Origin of the sequence: Hymenobacter artigasi (genome assembly GCF_012275535.1) — a bacterium.
In the GTDB taxonomy this organism is placed as follows: domain Bacteria; phylum Bacteroidota; class Bacteroidia; order Cytophagales; family Hymenobacteraceae; genus Hymenobacter; species Hymenobacter artigasi.
The window spans coordinates 199268-216340 of record NZ_JAAVTK010000009.1 but is presented as its reverse complement, the minus strand read 5'-3'; the positions used below and the strand labels follow the sequence as shown (position 1 = coordinate 216340).

At 62.1% G+C, this 17073-nt stretch carries 11 protein-coding genes; 5 read left to right on the top strand and 6 right to left on the bottom strand.

The features are described 5' to 3' along the window. Nucleotides 1-66 precede the first annotated feature (66 nt). Complete coding sequence (locus HBN54_RS15610) at nucleotides 67-234, bottom strand: hypothetical protein (RefSeq protein ID WP_168674148.1); 168 nt, start codon at nucleotides 232-234, stop codon at nucleotides 67-69. A 103-nt stretch (nucleotides 235-337) separates the two neighbouring features. Continuing rightward, nucleotides 338-958: a hypothetical protein gene (locus HBN54_RS15605; protein WP_168674147.1), complete on the bottom strand. Its 621-nt coding sequence runs from the start codon at nucleotides 956-958 to the stop codon at nucleotides 338-340. Nucleotides 959-1259: 301 nt separating this feature from the next. Here HBN54_RS15605 and HBN54_RS15600 point away from each other — a divergent pair, with 301 nt between their 5' ends. The 5 genes from HBN54_RS15600 (at nucleotide 1260) to HBN54_RS15580 (ending at nucleotide 6199) form a co-directional block, all read left to right on the top strand. Continuing rightward, nucleotides 1260-2393, top strand: coding sequence for a T9SS type A sorting domain-containing protein (locus HBN54_RS15600; RefSeq protein ID WP_168674146.1), 1134 nt, complete (start codon nucleotides 1260-1262; stop codon nucleotides 2391-2393). 165 nt (nucleotides 2394-2558) lie between these two features. Next, nucleotides 2559-3590, top strand: coding sequence for a thiamine-phosphate kinase (gene thiL, locus HBN54_RS15595; RefSeq protein WP_168674145.1), 1032 nt, complete (start codon nucleotides 2559-2561; stop codon nucleotides 3588-3590). Nucleotides 3591-3823: 233 nt separating this feature from the next. Then, nucleotides 3824-4345, top strand: coding sequence for a glycine zipper domain-containing protein (locus HBN54_RS15590; protein WP_168674144.1), 522 nt, complete (start codon nucleotides 3824-3826; stop codon nucleotides 4343-4345). 122 nt (nucleotides 4346-4467) lie between these two features. Beyond that, nucleotides 4468-4932, top strand: coding sequence for a YybH family protein (locus HBN54_RS15585; protein ID WP_168674143.1), 465 nt, complete (start codon nucleotides 4468-4470; stop codon nucleotides 4930-4932). A gap of 229 nt (nucleotides 4933-5161) precedes the next feature. Further along, nucleotides 5162-6199: an LLM class flavin-dependent oxidoreductase gene (locus HBN54_RS15580; RefSeq protein WP_168674142.1), complete on the top strand. Its 1038-nt coding sequence runs from the start codon at nucleotides 5162-5164 to the stop codon at nucleotides 6197-6199. A gap of 170 nt (nucleotides 6200-6369) precedes the next feature. Here the strand turns inward: HBN54_RS15580 and HBN54_RS15575 are convergent, their stop codons facing one another. The 4 genes from HBN54_RS15575 to HBN54_RS24035 all read right to left on the bottom strand — a co-directional run bounded on the left by HBN54_RS15575 (nucleotide 6370) and on the right by HBN54_RS24035 (nucleotide 16876). Then, nucleotides 6370-6744: a hypothetical protein gene (locus tag HBN54_RS15575; RefSeq protein ID WP_168674141.1), complete on the bottom strand. Its 375-nt coding sequence runs from the start codon at nucleotides 6742-6744 to the stop codon at nucleotides 6370-6372. 628 nt (nucleotides 6745-7372) lie between these two features. Then, entirely contained in the window at nucleotides 7373-8785 is a 1413-nt protein-coding gene (rlmD, locus tag HBN54_RS15570) for a 23S rRNA (uracil(1939)-C(5))-methyltransferase RlmD (RefSeq protein WP_168674140.1), read from the bottom strand. A 231-nt stretch (nucleotides 8786-9016) separates the two neighbouring features. After that, nucleotides 9017-14563 (bottom strand): T9SS type B sorting domain-containing protein, encoded by a 5547-nt coding sequence (locus HBN54_RS15565; protein WP_168674139.1) that lies wholly within the window; start codon nucleotides 14561-14563, stop codon nucleotides 9017-9019. 111 nt (nucleotides 14564-14674) lie between these two features. After that, complete coding sequence (locus HBN54_RS24035; RefSeq protein ID WP_168674138.1) at nucleotides 14675-16876, bottom strand: GEVED domain-containing protein; 2202 nt, start codon at nucleotides 16874-16876, stop codon at nucleotides 14675-14677. Nucleotides 16877-17073 lie beyond the last annotated feature (197 nt).

Below are 17073 nucleotides of genomic sequence, written 5' to 3'. Positions count from 1 at the left end.
TTTGGTTTAAAACAGAGAAGGCCGGCAATTACGCCGGCCTTCTCTGTTTTAAACCAAATGCTATTCTTACGAATTACCGCCTGGCGTCGTGCCGGAAGTAGTAGCCGGGGTTTTTGAGCCGCACTTGCCTTTGGGGCGTGGGTCGCGGTCTTTGCAGCCCTCGCACGAAGCCAGTGCGAGGCTGGTGAGGAGCAGGGCCGGCAGCAGCCGGCGGAAGAAAGTAGCGGTGTGCATATAGGCGGGGCGTTTGATGAATGACATTGATTGCCTGAGGCTTAAAGATACCTGATTGCCGCGCTATATCAATGCTGCTCCGCTTAAATAGTGGGCCTCCGGCTTACTTGTCCCCGATGGTGAAAAACGACAGCGGCTGCAGGTTGGCATACTTGCCGCCGAGCGACTCCAGCTCGGGGCGGTGCAGCTTGAGGTAGTCGTTGTACTGGTGCACGGCGCGGTCGTACTGCACCCGAAATGCCACCACGCCCGCGTCGAGCTGCTGAATGCCCTCCACAAAGTTGCGGGCATTTTCGGTGGGCGCGTTGCCGTTGGGGGCGGCCACGGGGTACACGGCTTTCAGCAGCGAGTCCTGGGCGGTGTCGTACTGGTCAATCAGGTCGGAGCTGGCCATGGTTTGCTGGGTGTAGCGGCGGGCCTTGAGGTGGGTATTGGCGCGGTCGAGGTCCTGCAGCTGGGTGGCCGTGATGCCGGGCTGGCCCTTCAGCTCGCGCAGCAGCAGGCGGGTGATGCCAATTTTCTGGTCGTCGCTTTCCGTCATGTTGCGCCATTTGATGTCAACGGAATCGCGCAGCACATCGAACTGCGCTTTGGCCGCCGCCGCCGAAGCCGGGTCGAAAGACGCCGTTTTGGCCCCATCGCGCTTGCAGGAAGCCGCGCAGCCCGCAAAAATCAACAGCGAAAGCACGACGGTTTTAACCGGGGAAGAAAAGAAAGTGCGCATAAAAGGAAAGAGCCCGGAAGGAAATAGCCCGGCATAGCAAAGCTACGGGGCCAGGTGAAAAAATACGTGGCCGGGCCAAACGGGGGCAGCCCCGATGCCGCTGGGGCAATGTGCGCTGCAACGCTCAAACAAGGCTATTCGGTATATGCGGCATGCTCACCGGCTCATCGTACTCGGGTTATGTAGAGGAAAAGTGATTTTTGTGTACACAGTATCGTAATCAACTCAGCTACAAAAAGCTTGTATCTTTGCCATTGCACTGACATTACACATTCCAAAAAATATGAAAAAGCAATACTTAATGCTCTCTGCTGCTCTGCTGTTGGCCGGAGCTGCCCATGCCCAAGGTACGGAACTGTTTTTCTCGGAATACAACGAGGGAGCCCACCAGTCGGGCGTAACCTACGGCGGTACGGCCCCCTCGACCGGCAACGAGCGAGCCCTGGAGATTTTCAACCCCACCAATAACACCGTCAGCCTGAACCCTTACTCGGTGCGGCGCTACTCCAACGGCAGTTTGACGGTAGTGGAGGAAGAGAAATTGTTCCGCAGCAACCAGGCGCATGCCGCTGTGGGGACAAACAGTATGAATGCCCGCACAACCTTCGTGCTGGCCTGCGGTCAAGCGACCATTCCGGCTATTGTGAACGTCGCAAACCAGTTCAGCGCCGATTACCTCGTGACTACCCTTCCCACGGTAATCGTTGGTGGCGGCCCTATTTATTTCAACGGCGACGACGCAATGGCCCTGGTGCGCTACCCCAGCGGCACGGCGGGCTCCGGCAATGGCGTGATTGTGGACCTGATTGGCGTGATTGGTGAAAGACCCGTGTTGCAGACCTGCGCAACGGGCGGCAACTGGAGCGGCACCAACCCCCTGGACGGTACCGGCACCAACGCGGTTTTCGTGGCTTCGGCCAACCAATCCATCACCCGTCGGGCTAGCGTATCGCGCGGCCTCCGGGTTAACCCATCTCCTCAGAACGTTGTTCCTGCTACCTGCCCCCCCACCCGTGCCGCAGGCGGCTATAACATTGCCGACGAATGGGTGATGTACTCCACGGCCTTCAACGGCCCGAATGGGACTTCCAACCCCGCCGGCCAGCTCTACGACCAGCTGGGCAGCCACAACGACTACGTAGGTCCTTTCGGCACTTACCAGGCCGTGCTGAGCACGCTGGGCAAGTTCGACAAAAACATCAGCGTGTACCCCAACCCGGCCCACGGCTTTGCTACGGTTGAAATCAAAGATGCCAAAGTGGGCCGCGTTACTGTGCTGAACAACCTGGGCCAGGCCATCAGCGCCGAGGCCAAAGGCCAGGGCCAGGAAAAGCTCCAGCTCGACATCTCGGCTCTGAAGCCCGGCCTGTACTTCGTGCAGATTCTGAGCGCCGACGGCCAGACCAAAATCTACAAAGAGCTGGTGGTTGAATAAACGGCCGGTTATCTGAAAGCGAAAAAGGAGGGAAGCAATTCTCTCCTTTTTTTGTGGGCGTACTTTTGTGAGGTAGTTGTCAGCTGCTCGTGGCCGGTTGTCCGGCTGTTTGGCGGGTGGGCTGATGCTGACAACTGACCCCGAGCAACTGACCACCAACAACCTATGTCCGATAACCTCACGCCCCTCTCCGCCATTGGCGAATTTGCCCTTATCCGTCGCCTGCAGGCCAATATCACGGCCCGCCAGCCCGGCACCGTGCTCGGCATTGGCGACGACGCGGCCATCATCCGGCCCACCGCCGGCACCGATACCGTGATGACCACCGACCTGCTGGTGGAGGGTATCCACTTCGACCTCTCGTTCAGCCCGTTGCGCCACCTGGGCTACAAGGCCGTGGCCGTGAACGTGTCGGACGTGGCGGCCATGAATGCCCTGCCCACGCAGCTGGTGGTGGCCCTCTCGGCCGGCCCGCGCTTCACGGTGGAGGCCATTGAGGAGCTGTATGCCGGCATGCGCCTGGCCTGCGAGGCCTACAACGTAGACCTGGTGGGCGGCGACACCACCGCCAGCCGGGGCGGCCTCACGCTGGCCATCACGGTGTTGGGCGAAGTAGCCACCGGCGAGGCCGTGCGCCGCAGCGGCGGCCAGCCCACCGACCTGCTCTGCGTGACCGGCGACCTGGGCGGCGCTTTTCTGGGCCTGCAGGTACTGGAGCGCGAAAAGCAAGCCTACCTGGCCGACCCCGAAACCCAGCCCGAGCTGGCCAGCTACGAGTACATCGTGCAGCGCCAGCTGCGCCCCGAGGCCCGCCTCGATATCGTGCACGAGCTGCGCGAGCGCGGCATCCGGCCCACCAGTATGATTGATATTTCGGATGGGCTGGCTTCCGAAGTGCTGCACCTGTGCACGGCCAGCGGCACGGGCGCGCGGGTATTCACCGAATTCCTGCCCCTGGCCAACCCCACGCTGGAGGCGGCGGCCGAGTTCAACCTCGACCCGCTCACCTGCGCCCTCAACGGCGGCGAGGACTACGAGTTGCTGTTCACGGTACCGGTTACGGACCACGAAAAAATCAAAAACCACCCCGACATCACCATCATCGGCCACCTTACTGACAAATCCGACGGAACTAACCTGGTGACCAAGGCTGGGCAGGCAGTGCCGTTGCAGGCGCAGGGCTGGACTAGTTTTTAACTAATGCTACGCAGTGGCTAATGCGGCGGCTGTTTCTGATTGCCCGTTGAAACACCGGGCATAATAGCTGCCGGCGCAACGTCCGTTTTTAAATTAGATAACGAGTCCGATAATAAACTTTTAGGGGCCGCTACCGTTTAGCCCGGCAGCTGCCCCTTTCGGAACTGGCACACTCCTTGTCAAGCCGACTCTTACGTTCCGAGTAAATCTCTCATTCCCTAATGACTTCGGCCATGAATAAGCTCCCGTATCTCTTCGCTTTCATTATCCTGCTCACTTCGTTTCATGCTCCTGCTGCCCACGCACAGTGGAGCCCGCAGGCCAAAGGTGCCGTTATCGGTGGCCTGGGCGGGGCTGCTGCCGGAGCCATCATCAACAAGCGCAACCGGGCCGTGGGTGGCGTGGTAGGTGGCGTGGCCGGTGGTGCCATTGGCTACGGTGTTGGTAAGCACATCGACAACAAGAAAAAGCAGCGTGCCGCCGCCGCCGCCCAGCAGCGCGCCGTGGCCGCCCGTGAAGCCAACTACCGCCGCGAGCTGGCCCTGGCCCGCAACCGCCCGACCGTTACCACCACCCGCACCACGCAAACGGCCCTGGTGCCCGCCAATAGCCTGACGGCTTCCAGCACCATGGTGGGCGGCATGCAGCCCGCCGCGCAGCCGGCTCCCTCAAACGCCGCTTACCTGCCCAACCCTGCCTACGGCGATGCTTCGCACCCCTACGGCACTTCCGAGTATCGTCGGAAAAGCTGGTAATTGCCGCTTCGCATTATTTTGCAACCCCTGGGCGCCTGCGCCCGGGGGTTGATTGTTTCTGACCAGTTGCCGCGGTGGGCACAGCTGCCCGCCACTATTTCTTTCACCAATTCCCCGGATGTATGAAATCCCTCGTTTGTAGCCTGTTGCTGGCTGCCGCCGCCCTCACTTCTTCCTGCTCGAAAGCGCCCGCCGACACGGCCAACGTGCAGAACCTGAACCGCGACTTTATCACGGCCTGGAATAGCCGCGACACGGGTAAAATCACCGGCATGATGGCCGACGACATCACCTTCGTGCAGGGCAACGCCCACTGGAAGGGCAAGGACGAAGTAGGCCAGAAATGGGTGAGCGCCACGATTCCAACCATCGCCAACCTGAAAACCAGCGTGAGCAGCAGCAACACCGACGACAACAGCGCCTACGAGGCCGGCACGTTCTCGGTAGATGTGCAGCCCGCCGCTCCCGGCGAGCCCGCCGGTTTCGGCGAAGGCAACTACATTTTCTTCTGGAAAAAAGCCGCCGATAATACCTGGAAGCTGAGCTACGCGCAGTTGGAAGACCTGCCAGTGCAGCGCCGGAATTAAAAATAGCGCGGACTACAAAGTCCGCGCTACTACGCTACCCACTAATTGAAAGCCCCAACGGGCACCCCAGATGTTCGCCAACGTCTGGGGTGCCCGTTGGGGCTTTTTGGCTTTGATAACAGAAGCAAAAGAATCAATTGCCCGCTTGAGGCGTTATACACCGTCCGCCCCGGCCCCTCTGCAGCTTGTAGCTGCTGGCCAGCGGCCTCTTCCTTCTAATTCTCCGTTCATGACAACTGATTCGTTTGCTCCCCTGGCCTACTCCGTGCTGGATTTGGCCCCCATTAATGCCGGCAGCACGCCGGCCGATACCTTCCGCCACAGCCTGAACCTGGCGCAGGAAGTGGAGAAGGCGGGCTATACCCGCTACTGGCTTTCCGAGCACCACAACATGGCCAGCGTGGCCAGCTCGGCCCCGGTGGTGCTGATTGGCTACATCGCGGGCGGCACCAGCACGCTGCGGGTGGGCTCAGGCGGCATCATGCTGCCCAACCACGCGCCGCTGGTAGTTGCCGAGCAGTTGGGCACGCTGGCCTCGCTCTACCCCGGCCGAATTGATTTGGGGCTGGGCCGCGCCCCCGGCTCCGACCAGGTGACGGCGCAGGCTATACGGGGCAGCCGCTTCGGTGGCCCGCAGGATTTCCCCCGCGACATTCAGCAGCTTCAAGCCTATTTCTCGGCGGCCAACAGCACGGCCACGGTGCGCGCCATTCCGGGCGAAGGGCTGGAGGTACCCATCTGGATTCTGGGTTCCAGTACCGATAGCGCCTACCTGGCTGCCGCGCTGGGCCTGCCGTATGCGTTTGCCAGCCACTTCGCGCCGGGCCAGCTATTTGCGGCGTTGGAGATATACCGCCAGAACTTCCGGCCGTCGGCCGCGCTGGCCGCCCCCTACGTCATTGCCTGCGTGAACGTGGTGGCCGCCGATACCGACGCCGAGGCGCAGCACCTAGCCACGTCGCTCAAGCAGTTTATGTTAGGCGTGATTAAGGGCCGGCCGGCGCCGTTGCAGCCGCCCGTCGAGTCGATGGCCGGGTTGTGGGAGCCCGCGCAGCAATACGCCGTGGAGCAGATGCTGGCCTGTGCTTTCATTGGCAGCAAAGCTACCGTTGAGCAAGATTTGCAGGCTTTTGTGAACGAGACACAGGTGAATGAAATCATGGCTGTTACCAATGTTTTCAGCCACGAGGCGCGGGTCTATTCCTATCAATTGCTGGCGGAGGTGCTGCGCGGGATTCCGCAGCCGCAAGGTGAGTTGGTGGGGTAGGGTGCGTACGCAAGCCCCAGCGGGGCGGCATATCGGTAGTAAAAACCGAATGGTTAAAACCACGAAGCCCCAGCGGGGCGACACTCGTTGAACGAATGTCGCCCCGCTGGGGCTTCGAAGTTTCCTGGTAGTGGGAGTTACTACCGATATGTCGCCCCTCCGGGGCTGTTCTAATCCTCCGGGTAGGGCACGAACACAAAATTCGTGAACGTCTCATCAAGCACGAAGAGGCAGCAGAATTCGTCGGCGTCTTTGTAAGTAGCCCGGAAGGCTTCGACGCCATCGACGTCGATGATGCCTTGCTGCACGAATAGCTCCAGGTAGCTGGCGAAGACGTGCCACTCCAGATTCAAATCATCGGCGTTGACGAGGAGGCCGCCGAGGGGCACTTCCTGCTTGGCAAAGACGAAAATGGGGTATTGGCTGAAGTCGCCCTTGCGAATCTGGGAAGAGGCTTCCAGCAGGGTGTCGGACACGACGACGAAATCCTTGGTGATGGTGCCGAGGTATTTGCCGTTGAGTTCAGGGTCGTTGAAGTAATCCATTCTTAGTTAAGATGTTTACAATAGCCCAAATAGAAAGGAACAATGTTTTCTAATGAGTCACTAGTAGTTTTAATTGTTTGTAATTCGCCGTTTTTGATAATTATTAAATGGCCAAATCGAACAGGTTTTTCATTTCTGTAATTGAGTATTAATGTGTCTCCGTTCTGGATGTAATTTCCAGTGTACCAGGAATTAGAGAAAAAAATGCCAGTCCAGTTTAATTCAAAACTTTTGTCTTGACGAAACTTGATTGTTGCTTGGTTTTGAGTGCCCTCATAACAAGCTCTTATTGTTACTGGGCTTTCTAGATTCTCTGAAGAAAACTGGTAGGGGCTGAATAACAAATAACTTGAGGTCAGAAAATATAAAACAGATGGTAGTGCGTTTATTGTGTTTCGCTTCTGCTTGTTTCGGATAATATCAAATAATTCTTTGAAAGCATAGACGACAATAAATAAAAATAAAATTGGGATGCATAGCGTAAGAATAATGAAAATAAGACCAGTTAGGTATTTGTCAAGATGATAGTAAAAACCCGTTAACAGCAGGAATGCAAGGCATATAAAAATTGCCTTAATGAGTCGATTAGCAGGTTTTTTGCTGTCCATCAAGGCTGAACAAATTTGCGTTACTTCAACTCCAGCGCCACCACATTCTCCACGTGGTGGGTGTGGGGGAACATATCCACCGGCTGCACGCGCGTCACGCGATACGCGGCATCTAGTAGCTCTAGGTCGCGGGCCTGGGTGGCGGGGTTGCAACTGATGTAGACGATGCGGGGGGCGCGCAGCTCCAGGAGGCGGGCCACGACGTCGGGGTGCATGCCGGCGCGTGGCGGGTCGGTGATGAGGACGTCGGGGCGGCCGTGGCGGGCGGTGAATTCTGCCGTTAGGATGTCCTTCATGTCGCCGGCGTAGAACTCCATGTTGGTGATGTTGTTGATTTCGGCGTTGACGTGGGCGTCGGCCACGGCCTGCTCCACGTACTCGACGCCGATGACTTTGCGGGCCTGGTGAGCCACGAAGCTGGCGATGGTGCCGGCCCCCGTGTAGAGGTCGTACACGAGCTCATCGCCCTTAAGGTCGGCGAAGTCGCGGGCTACTTTGTAGAGCTGGTGGGCGCCTTCGGAGTTGGTTTGGTAGAAGGACTTGGGGCCGATGCGGAAGCGCAGGCCTTCCATTTCTTCCTCGATGTAGGGCTTGCCTTTGTAGGTCACCACTTCGAGGTCGTGGAAGGTTTCGTTGCCCTTGCTGTTGAGGACGTAGTTGAGGGAGGTGATGCCGGGGAACTTGGCGTAGAGGGCGTCGAGCAGGGGCTCAATGCTCTCGTGGGGGCGGTAGCACTGCAGAATCACCATGATTTCGCCGGTGCTCTGGGCGGTGCGGATGATGAGGTTGCGCAGGTTGCCGGTCTGGCGCACCATGTTGCCAAATTCGAGGCCGTGCTTGCGGCCGTAGTCGCGGATGAAGAGGCGGATTTCGTTGCTGGGCTCGGCCTGGAGGTGGCAGTGCTGCACGTCGATAATCTTATCGAAGCGGGCGGGGGTGTGGAAGCCCAGCACGTTGCGGTCGAAGGTCTGGGTGTCGTCGTTGATTTGCTCGGTGGTCAGCCAGCCGTTGTCCGAGAACGTGTATTCGAGCTTGTTGCGGTAGTAGGTGCGCTGGGGCGAAGCGAGGATGAATGGAATCTCGGGCAACGCCACTTTGCCGATGCGGGTGAGCTGGTCCACCACCTGCTGCTGCTTGAAATGCAGCTGGGTATCGTAGCCGATATGCTGCCACTTGCAGCCGCCGCAGGTACCAAAGTGCTGGCAAAACGGCGTGACGCGCAGGTCGGAATACTGGTGAAACTTCACCGGTACGGCTTCCAGAAACGTCTTCTTGGCTTTGGTGATGTACAAATCCACGACATCGCCGGGGGCGACCTGCGACACGAAAATGACGAGGTTTTCGACGCGCACCAGGCATTTGCCTTCGGCCACCATGTCCTGAATGGTGACGTTGCGGAGTAACTCGGGGGCTATTTTTTTGGCTCGGCTCATAAGAAGACAAAACTACTGCCCGGACCACGGATTGGCTCGGGTTTTAGCGGATTTCCCGGATTTTGTGGCCGATTACCCCGCCAGCCGTGCGGGACGGCGATGGAGGGACGGGGCAGAAAGTCCCGGAAAACAGCAGGCAATAAAAAAGCCTGCCAACCGGCAGGCTTTTTTTAGGTAATCAATCGGCTACAAAATCCGGGAAATCCGCTAAAATTCGAGCCAATCCGTGGTCTACTTCACCACTTCGAACCAGTTCTTCACGCTCGTGCCGTTGGGCAGGGTGAGGATGTAGAAGTAGTTACCGGCGGGCGTGCTGTCATCGCCACCCCAGTTGTTCTGGTAGTTGGTGGTTTTGTACACCTCGCGGCCCCAGCGGTTGAAGATGGTGAAGGTGTTGCCGGGGTAGAGGCCGACGTTGTCGATAACGAGCACATCGTTCTGGCCATCGCGGTTCGGGGTGATGACGTTGTAGGTCTTCACGGCGTTGGCGAAGCTCACGCTGGTTTCGTTCGAGTTCGAGAGCAGCGGCGTCGCGTCGGTGCTGGCGGCCACCACCCGGAAATTCTGGCTGAAGCCCAGGCCGGTGGCGGTGCTGTTGGGGTCGGTGTTGGTGGCCGTGTATTGCAGCGTGGTCGGGCTCACCGTGGCAATAAGCACCGGCGCGCCGGCATCGGTGCGGCGGTAGATGCGGTACTCCTTCACCGCGAAGCCCACGAAGGCGTTCCAGGTGAGGGCCGTGCGGCCCTGGTCGCGGCCGCCGGCGGTGGCGGTAGCAGTGGCTTGCAGGCGGATGGTCTGGGCCACGCCGGTAGTAGTAACCGTGCCGCAGCCGTTGGTGAGGCTGAGCTGGTACTCGTAGGAATTAGCGTTGGCATCCACCGCGCTGTTGTCGGTGAAGGTGGTGGCCGAAGCCGTTGTCGTGCCCACCGGCGCGAAGCTGCCGGAGCCCGCCACGCGGCGCAGCACCTGCACCGGGTTGGGCGTGTTAGCGCTGTTGAGCGTGCCCAGCGAGATGATGACGCGGCTGTTGCTGGCAGCATCTACCGAGGCGTTGGTCAGGGTCAGCGTCGGGCTATCGAAGAGGATGGTGCGGGTGGTGGTGGGGCCGGTGCAGGACGCAGGCGCGGCGCTGATTTCAGCAGCGCTCACCGTGTAAGGTCCGGTGGCATTGAAGCGCACCGTAACCTGGTTGCTGGTGCCGCCCGCCGTGACGGTGCCACCCACAATGGTCCATTGGTAGCTGGCGCCGGCCGTGGGGTTGGCAATGGCGTATTGCTGCGGCGTAGCCACATTGCACACGAAGCCCGAGCCCGAAATGGTAGGCGCGGTGGGCGTAGGCGCCACCGTGAACGGCGTGGTGTACACCGGGCCGGTGCAGCCGGCCGAGGTGGTTTCCTGCACCGTAAGAGTGTAGGTGCCGGGGGCGGGCAGCGTGGCGAGCACGCGGGTATTGCCGGTGCCGGCCAGGGTAGCGCCCGCCAGCTGGAACACGTAGGTTGAGCCAGTGAAGCCGCCGGGCAGGCCGAAGGTCACGGGGCCGTTGGTCTGGCACACGCGCACCGGGGCGGTAATGGCCAGGGTGGGGCGGGGCGAGGGGTTAATGAGCACCTTGAGGGTATCGGAAGTGCCCAGGCAGCGCACGCCGCTGGCGGGGTTGCTGGTTTCCGTCACCACAATCTTGCCGATGGTGGGCACCGTCACCGGAGCCCAGTTCACGGTCACCGTGTTCTGTAGGGTGCTCACCTGCGTACCGCCGATGATGGTCCAGGCGTAGCTGGAACCGTTGGCAAACACGCCGCTCACGTAGCGGTAGGGGCCATCGGCCTGGCACACGGCGCGCGGCAGCGGGGCTATGGCCACAATGTCGCCGGGGCCGGTGGGCCGCACCGTTTGCAGGCGTGGGTTGATGATGATGGGCAGGGTAGTGGTGTCGGACGAGCAACCCTGGGCATTCAGGCTGAATACCTTGAGGTAGCCGCCGGTGCTGGCCACGCCCCAGTCCACGGCGATGGCCGTGGTGCCCTGGCCGCTGGCAATGGTACCGCCGCGAATCAGCCAGGTAAAGGCCGAGCCCACGGGATTAGCTACCGAATAGGCAATGCCCGTCACCGTGGGGCATACCGAGGCCGGCCCCACAATAGCGGAAGGCAGCGGGCGCGGGTTGATGGTCACGACCACGGCACTGGTGCTCACGCAGCCATTGGCGGTGGTGGCCGTCACGGTGTAGGTGCGGGTGATGGGCAGGGCCGTCGTGTTCGAGGCCGTGAGCACGGGCTGGGCGGCAGTGCTGCTGCTCAGGCCCGTAGCCGGGGCCCAGCTATAGGTGTAGCCGGTGCGGGCCGGAGTGCCCAGGGTAATGGTTTTGAGGTCGCAGACGGCGGCGGCGGGGCCGGCATCGGCCACGGCGGCAGGGTTCACGGTCACGGTCACGGGGCTGGTGGCCACGCAGCCGTTGGCGGTGGTGGCAGTCAGCGTGAAGGTGATGGGGTTTGGGGTGGTCGTAGTGTTGGTCAGCGTGAAGGTGGGGTTGGCCACGGTAATGCTGCTCAGGCCGGTGGCCGGGCTCCAGCTATAGGTGTAGCCCGTTACCGGGGCCGCGCCCAGCGTAATGGTCGAACCCGAGCACACGGCCTGGTTGGCCCCGGCCACAGCCACGGCGGCGGGGTTAATGGTCACAACCACGGTATTGGCGGCGGTGCAGCCGTTGGCGGTGGTGGCCGTCAGGGTGTAGGTCTGGGTGATGGGGGCACCGGTCAGGTTGGGCAGGGTCACGGTCGGGTTCAGCACCGAGGCGCTGCTCAGGCCGGTGGCCGGGCTCCAGGCGTAGGTGGTGCCGGCCACGGCCGCGCCGTTGCCGATGGCCACGGGCACGTTCGAGCAGGTCGCCTTGGCCAGGCCGGCATCGGCCACGGCAGCCGGGTTGATGGTTACCACCACGGTGTTGGTGGCGGTGCAGCCGTTGGCGGTAGTAGCCGTCAGGGTGTAGGTCTGGGTGATGGGGGCACCGGTCAGGTTGGGCAGCGTCACGGTCGGGTTCAGCACCGAGGTGCTGCTCAGGCCGGTGGCCGGGCTCCAGGCGTAGGTGGTGCCGGCTACGGCCGCGCCGTTGCCAATGGCCACGGGCACGTTCGAGCAGGTCGCCTTGGCCAGGCCGGCATCGGCCACGGCGGCGGGGTTGATGGTCACCACCACGGTGGCAGGGGCGGAGGGGCAGCCGAGGGGCGAAGTGGTAATCAGGGTATAAGTTCTCACGATGGGCACGCCCGTCGTGTTAATGCCCGTTACCGTGGGGTTGGCAACAGTCGGGTCACTCAGGCCAGTGGCCGGGCTCCAGCTGTAGGTAGTGCCGGCTACGGGCGTAGCCGTGCCGCCCAGCGGGGCCGAAACCGTGCCCGAGCAGAAGCTGATGGCCGGGCCGGGCACGGCCACGGCGGCGGGGTTGATGGTAATGATGACCGTGGAGGTCGCGGTGCAGCCTGTACTGTTAGTAGCCGTCACAGTATAAGTCTGGGTGATGGGCGTGCCGGTCAGGTTGGGCAGCGTTACGGTGGGCTGGGCCACGGTGGCGCTGCTCAGGCCGGTGGCCGGGCTCCAGCTATAAGTGTAGCCGGCCAGTGCGGCAGTGCCAATGGCGGCCGAAGCTACCCCCGAGCAGGTGCTGCGGGCCGGGCCGGCATCGGCCACGGCGGCGGGGCTCACCGTCACCACCACCGAAGAAGTGCTGGAGCAGCTTGGGCCGGAGGATACGGTGAGCGTGTAGGTCTGGGTGATGGCTGCGCCGGTGGTGTTGGGCAGCGTCACGGTGGGCTGGGCCACGGTGGTGCTGCTCAGGCCCAGGGCTGGCGTCCAGGTATAGGTAAAGCCAGTGACAGCTGCCACGCCCAGCGGCGTAGAAGCCACGTTGGGGCAAATGGTGCGGGCCGGGCCGGCATTGGCCACGGGCGGAGGCGTCACGGTCACCGTCACGGTGGCCGTGATGGAGCAGGTGCCGTCGGTGCCGGTCACAGTGTAGGTGGTGGTGGCGGTGGGCGTCACCGTAACGGTGGTGCTGGTGGAGCTGATGCCGCCACCGGACCACACGTAGGTAAGGCCCGCCAGACCGGTCACCGTCAGCGTAGTCGACGTGCCCAGGCAGATGCTGGGCGCGAGGGCCGTGGCTGTGAGAGCCGGCAGCGGCCGGATATCCACGGTTTTAACCACTGAGTCAGACAGGCAGCCGTAGGTCGAAATGCCCTTGAGCGAGAGCGTGCCGGTGGTATTGGCGCTGGCCCAGGTCACCTGCACCGCGTTGGTGCCCTGGCCGCTCGTGATGGTGCCGCCCGTAATGCGCCAGCGGTAGGAAGCCGGCACGGGGCCGGCGGCGGTGTAGGTACGCACCGTGGCGGGGTCGCACACCGTGGTGGGGCCGGTAATGGCGTTGGGGCCGGCGGCGCGCGTCACCGTCACCCGGAAAATATCGGAAGCCAGCTTGCCGCCGCAGCCGTTATCCTTCACGGTCACACCCAGGTCGTAGGGCGTGGTGCGGGCCTGGCCGCAGGCAGAGTTGTAGATGAACGTGCCCGATACTGAGCCGGTGCCGGTGGCGGTGGCCGTGCCGGTCAGGTTGCCGGGCTGCACCGTGCCCGTGCTGCCATTGAAGGTGGTGTTGAACGGCCCGCTACCATCGAGCAGGGCACTGTTCACGGTGAGCACCAGGGGGTGGTTGCCGCTGGCCTGCGTGGCCGTAATCGGAATGGTCAGCGACTGGCCTTCCTCAATGGTATAGCTGCGGGGAGTGAGGGTAGGGGCCGGCAGTACCGGCGCCGTAGTGGGCGGGCAGGTCGATACCACCAGCTGCAAGTCTCGTCGAGTGGTGCCAATCAGCACTTCCACGCCGTTGATGGTGCGGTATTCTGCCACGTCCACCGCTACTACGTAGAGGCCATTGGTGCTGGCCCCGTACTTGGCAATGCCCGTACTGGCGTTGATGGTCGCAAAGTTGCCCGCGCCCGTCCCAAAGGGGTTGGCCGCGCTGTAAGCCGGGTAGTAGGGTACCGGTTGGGGAAATGGCGGGAAAGTGCCGCCGGGGGTTGGGAAGCCGTAGGGCGTGCCGAAGGAGTACACCAGGCGGTCGCCGTCGGGGTCGAAGGCATTGTTGAGCGTGATGGTGGTGTCGTTTTTGCACACGATGGCTACGGCCGTATCCGAAAATACGGGCGAGCGGTTGTAAATCAGCGGCGGCGCCATGCTCACGTACAGCGTCAGCGGTACGTTGCCGCCCGTGCCCCCGCTGGGGTTGTTCACGTTGGTCAGGGTGTTGTTGCGGGCACCCACCGAGTACACGGCGTAGTAGCCATCAAAGGAAACCGGCAGGTTCACCGTCTGCACGTATTTGCACAGGTAAAACGGCTGGCTGGGGCCGCTCACGGCGCAGCCCTGCGGCACGGGCGGGGCAATGGGCGGCGGCAGGTTGGCGTTGGTAGCCGTGGGCGACGTGCGGCTGAAAGTATAGTTGGCAATGCGCACCCCGGTGGTCCGGTTGTAGATTTCAATCGGTGCGCTAACCGGCGGAGCCGCAATGCCATTATTGGGGTTAGCATTGGTATACAGGCCGTTGCTATAAATGGTCAGGGTGATTTCGTAGCGAAAGGGACTGGTAGCGGGCCCGGTGGCGTCGAGGTAGCGGTAGCTCATCTCGCCACCCAATAGGTGCGAGGCCTGCGCCGGGCGCACGCCCAGCACCAGCAGCGCCAGTAGTAGTATCGGCCCCAAAAAACGCCGGAGTAAGGTTGTAGGCATACAATAAAATGAAGGGTAGGAAAGCTGAAAAGCTGCCCCGACTGCCAGAAGGCGGCCGGGGCGGCTGGAAACGGAGGGCAAGCCGGGTTGCGGCTCGCAAGAGATTATGGGTTATTCGCGCACCACGCGGCGCAGGGCGGTCTGGCCTTGCGCGTCGCGCAGGCGCAGCACGTACACGCCGGCCGGCAGGGCGCTCAGGTCCAGCTGGGCATCGGCGGCCGGGCCCAGGCGCAGGGCCGTGCGCAGCACCGTGGCGCCCAGCAGGTTCTGCACCTCGGTGGTGTAGAGGCCGGCGGCGCTGGCATCGGGCAGGCGCAGGCTCACCCGCCCGTCCAGGGTGGGGTTGGGGAAGAGGCTGAGGGTGGGCAGGGCCTGGGCATCGCGGGTGGCCAGGGGCAGTATCCGCAGCTGGTAGTCCTCCACTTCGGCGTTGATGAGATTGGTGGCGCAGGGGTTGGGCGTGCCGCCGGTGGCGTTGGCCACCACCATCACCCGCATGCGGGGCGTGCTGCCTGCCATGCCGGCGGGCACCGTGAAGGGCGCGGTGAAGGTATTGGCGTTAGCCGTGCCATTCACCACCAGCTCGGAGGCATCAAACGTGCCGTTCATGTTCCAGTCTACCCAGGCCGAGGTGCGGTGCTGCGCGGCCAGATTGGTACCCACCGTCAGGCTAAGGGAGTTGCCCACGCTGGCCGATAGGGTCAGGCTCGTGTAGTTGGCGTAGCCACCCGTGGCAACGCTGCTGTTATTGACGAAAGCCGGGGTGGCATTGGCAATGCCCACGGTGGCGATGAAGAACGGACTGGGCAGCTGCTGCCCGCCGGGGCCGGTGCCCCCCGTGCCGTTCGACGCGCAATACGTGAGGCAGGGCACCTGAATGGTTACCGCGTTCAGGCGCGTCACGCTGGCCGAGGCGTTGGCATTGGTGGCCGAGAGGGTGATGTTGTAGGTACCCGAGGCGGTGTAGGTGTGCGTGGGGTTTTGCAGGGTGCTGGTCGTACCATCGCCGAAGCTCCACAGCCAGGAAATGGGCACGTTGGTGGTGAGGTCGGTGAACTGAATGGGATTCACGCAGCCGCCAACCACGTAGTTGGTGCTGAAGTTGATGATGGGCGGCAGCGTATTGGGCCGGGCAATGATGGTGTAGTCTTCCACCTGGCCGCTCACGGGGTTCACGCAGGGCCCGGCCGTGTTGCCAATGGCATCGGCAATCACGCGCAGGCGCAGGGGCTGGTTGAGCACGGTGCCGGTGGGCAGGGTGAAGGTGGTGGTGGCCCCGGGGCTGGCCGTGTTCAGGCCGGTATAAACCAGCTCGGAAGCCGCAAAAACGCCGTTGTTGTTCACGTCCAGGTACACCCGGATGTCGTGCGGGTTCACCCCGCCCGTGGTGATAATCATCGGGTTATTCACGCCCACAATCAAATCGGTGCGCTGCGGGCAGGTGAAATCCTGGTAGCCGGCGCTGCCGTCGGCCGAGGTATTGTCGATGTCGCCCAGCCGGAAGCGGGTGATGCCGTAGTTGGCAAAGTAGTTGGTGGTTTGGGGCGAGCAGCTGGCCGCCAGCGGCACCGAGGCGTTGTAGGTGATGGTGGTGGCGGCACTGGTGGTACTGCCTACGGTATTGGTAGCGCGCAGCGTCACGGCGTAGGTGCCGGCCGTGGTGTAGGTGTGCGAGGGGCTTTGCAGGGTGCTGGTGGTGCCGTCGCCAAAGGTCCAGAGCCAGGAAGTGGGCAGGTTCTGGCTGGCATCGGTGAACTGCACGGTGCCGGAGCAGGTGGTGGTGCCGTTGGTGGTGAACACAGCCACCGGCGCGCTCACGTTCGACGACAGCCGCACGCTGTAGTCTTCCACCTGCGAATACTGGGGCGTGGAGCACGAGGTGGGCACGATGCCCAGCGCGTAGTCCGACGCCACCCGCATGCGCAGGTTGGTGCTGAGCACGGCCGTGGTGGGCGGCGCAAACGTGCCCGTGTGCACAATGCTGTTGGGCCCATCAAACACCAGCTCGCTGTTGCCGGTGAAGGCCCCGTCGTTGTTATAGTCAATCCAGACCTTCACGTTCTCGTTCGTGTTCGGGCCGGTGCGCACGCTGATGGTGTAGGTCTGGCCCACGTTCAGGGCCGCGTTGGAGGTGCAGCCGTAGTCGCGGTAGCCGTCGATGTAGTTGCCCGTAGTGTTGTTAATGAGGTTGTTCCCAACGGTAACGTTGAGGATGCCCATGCCAAAAAGGTTGGCTTGGCCACTGGTGGCGTTGCCCGGCGTGCATACGGCCGCAATGGGGCAGGTGGTTTGGGCGGCGGCCTCTGAGCTCACGCCCAGTCCCAGCAAAACAGCTATAAAACCCGGCGTGAACCGGGACCAGGAACGTAGGTGTGGATGCATACGGTACTTTGAAATAAAGCAATTGAATTCAACGGATAAATGTAAGCAGAAAGCAGGGATGGCCTGCCCACAATCGGCCGTTGCCGACTGTGAGTCGCCCACTCAACCCACCGGTTCGCCTACTGCCC

Coding starts and splice junctions, on each gene's coding strand:
- HBN54_RS15585 (WP_168674143.1), top strand. CDS start 4,468: ATGAAATCCCTCGTTTGTAGCCTGTTGCTGGCTGCCGCCGCCCTCACT.
- HBN54_RS15605 (WP_168674147.1), bottom strand. CDS start 958: ATGCGCACTTTCTTTTCTTCCCCGGTTAAAACCGTCGTGCTTTCGCTG.
- thiL (WP_168674145.1), top strand. CDS start 2,559: ATGTCCGATAACCTCACGCCCCTCTCCGCCATTGGCGAATTTGCCCTT.
- HBN54_RS15575 (WP_168674141.1), bottom strand. CDS start 6,744: ATGGATTACTTCAACGACCCTGAACTCAACGGCAAATACCTCGGCACC.
- HBN54_RS15600 (WP_168674146.1), top strand. CDS start 1,260: ATGCTCTCTGCTGCTCTGCTGTTGGCCGGAGCTGCCCATGCCCAAGGT.
- HBN54_RS15580 (WP_168674142.1), top strand. CDS start 5,162: ATGACAACTGATTCGTTTGCTCCCCTGGCCTACTCCGTGCTGGATTTG.
- HBN54_RS15610 (WP_168674148.1), bottom strand. CDS start 234: ATGCACACCGCTACTTTCTTCCGCCGGCTGCTGCCGGCCCTGCTCCTC.
- rlmD (WP_168674140.1), bottom strand. CDS start 8,785: ATGAGCCGAGCCAAAAAAATAGCCCCCGAGTTACTCCGCAACGTCACC.
- HBN54_RS15565 (WP_168674139.1), bottom strand. CDS start 14,563: ATGCCTACAACCTTACTCCGGCGTTTTTTGGGGCCGATACTACTACTG.
- HBN54_RS15590 (WP_168674144.1), top strand. CDS start 3,824: ATGAATAAGCTCCCGTATCTCTTCGCTTTCATTATCCTGCTCACTTCG.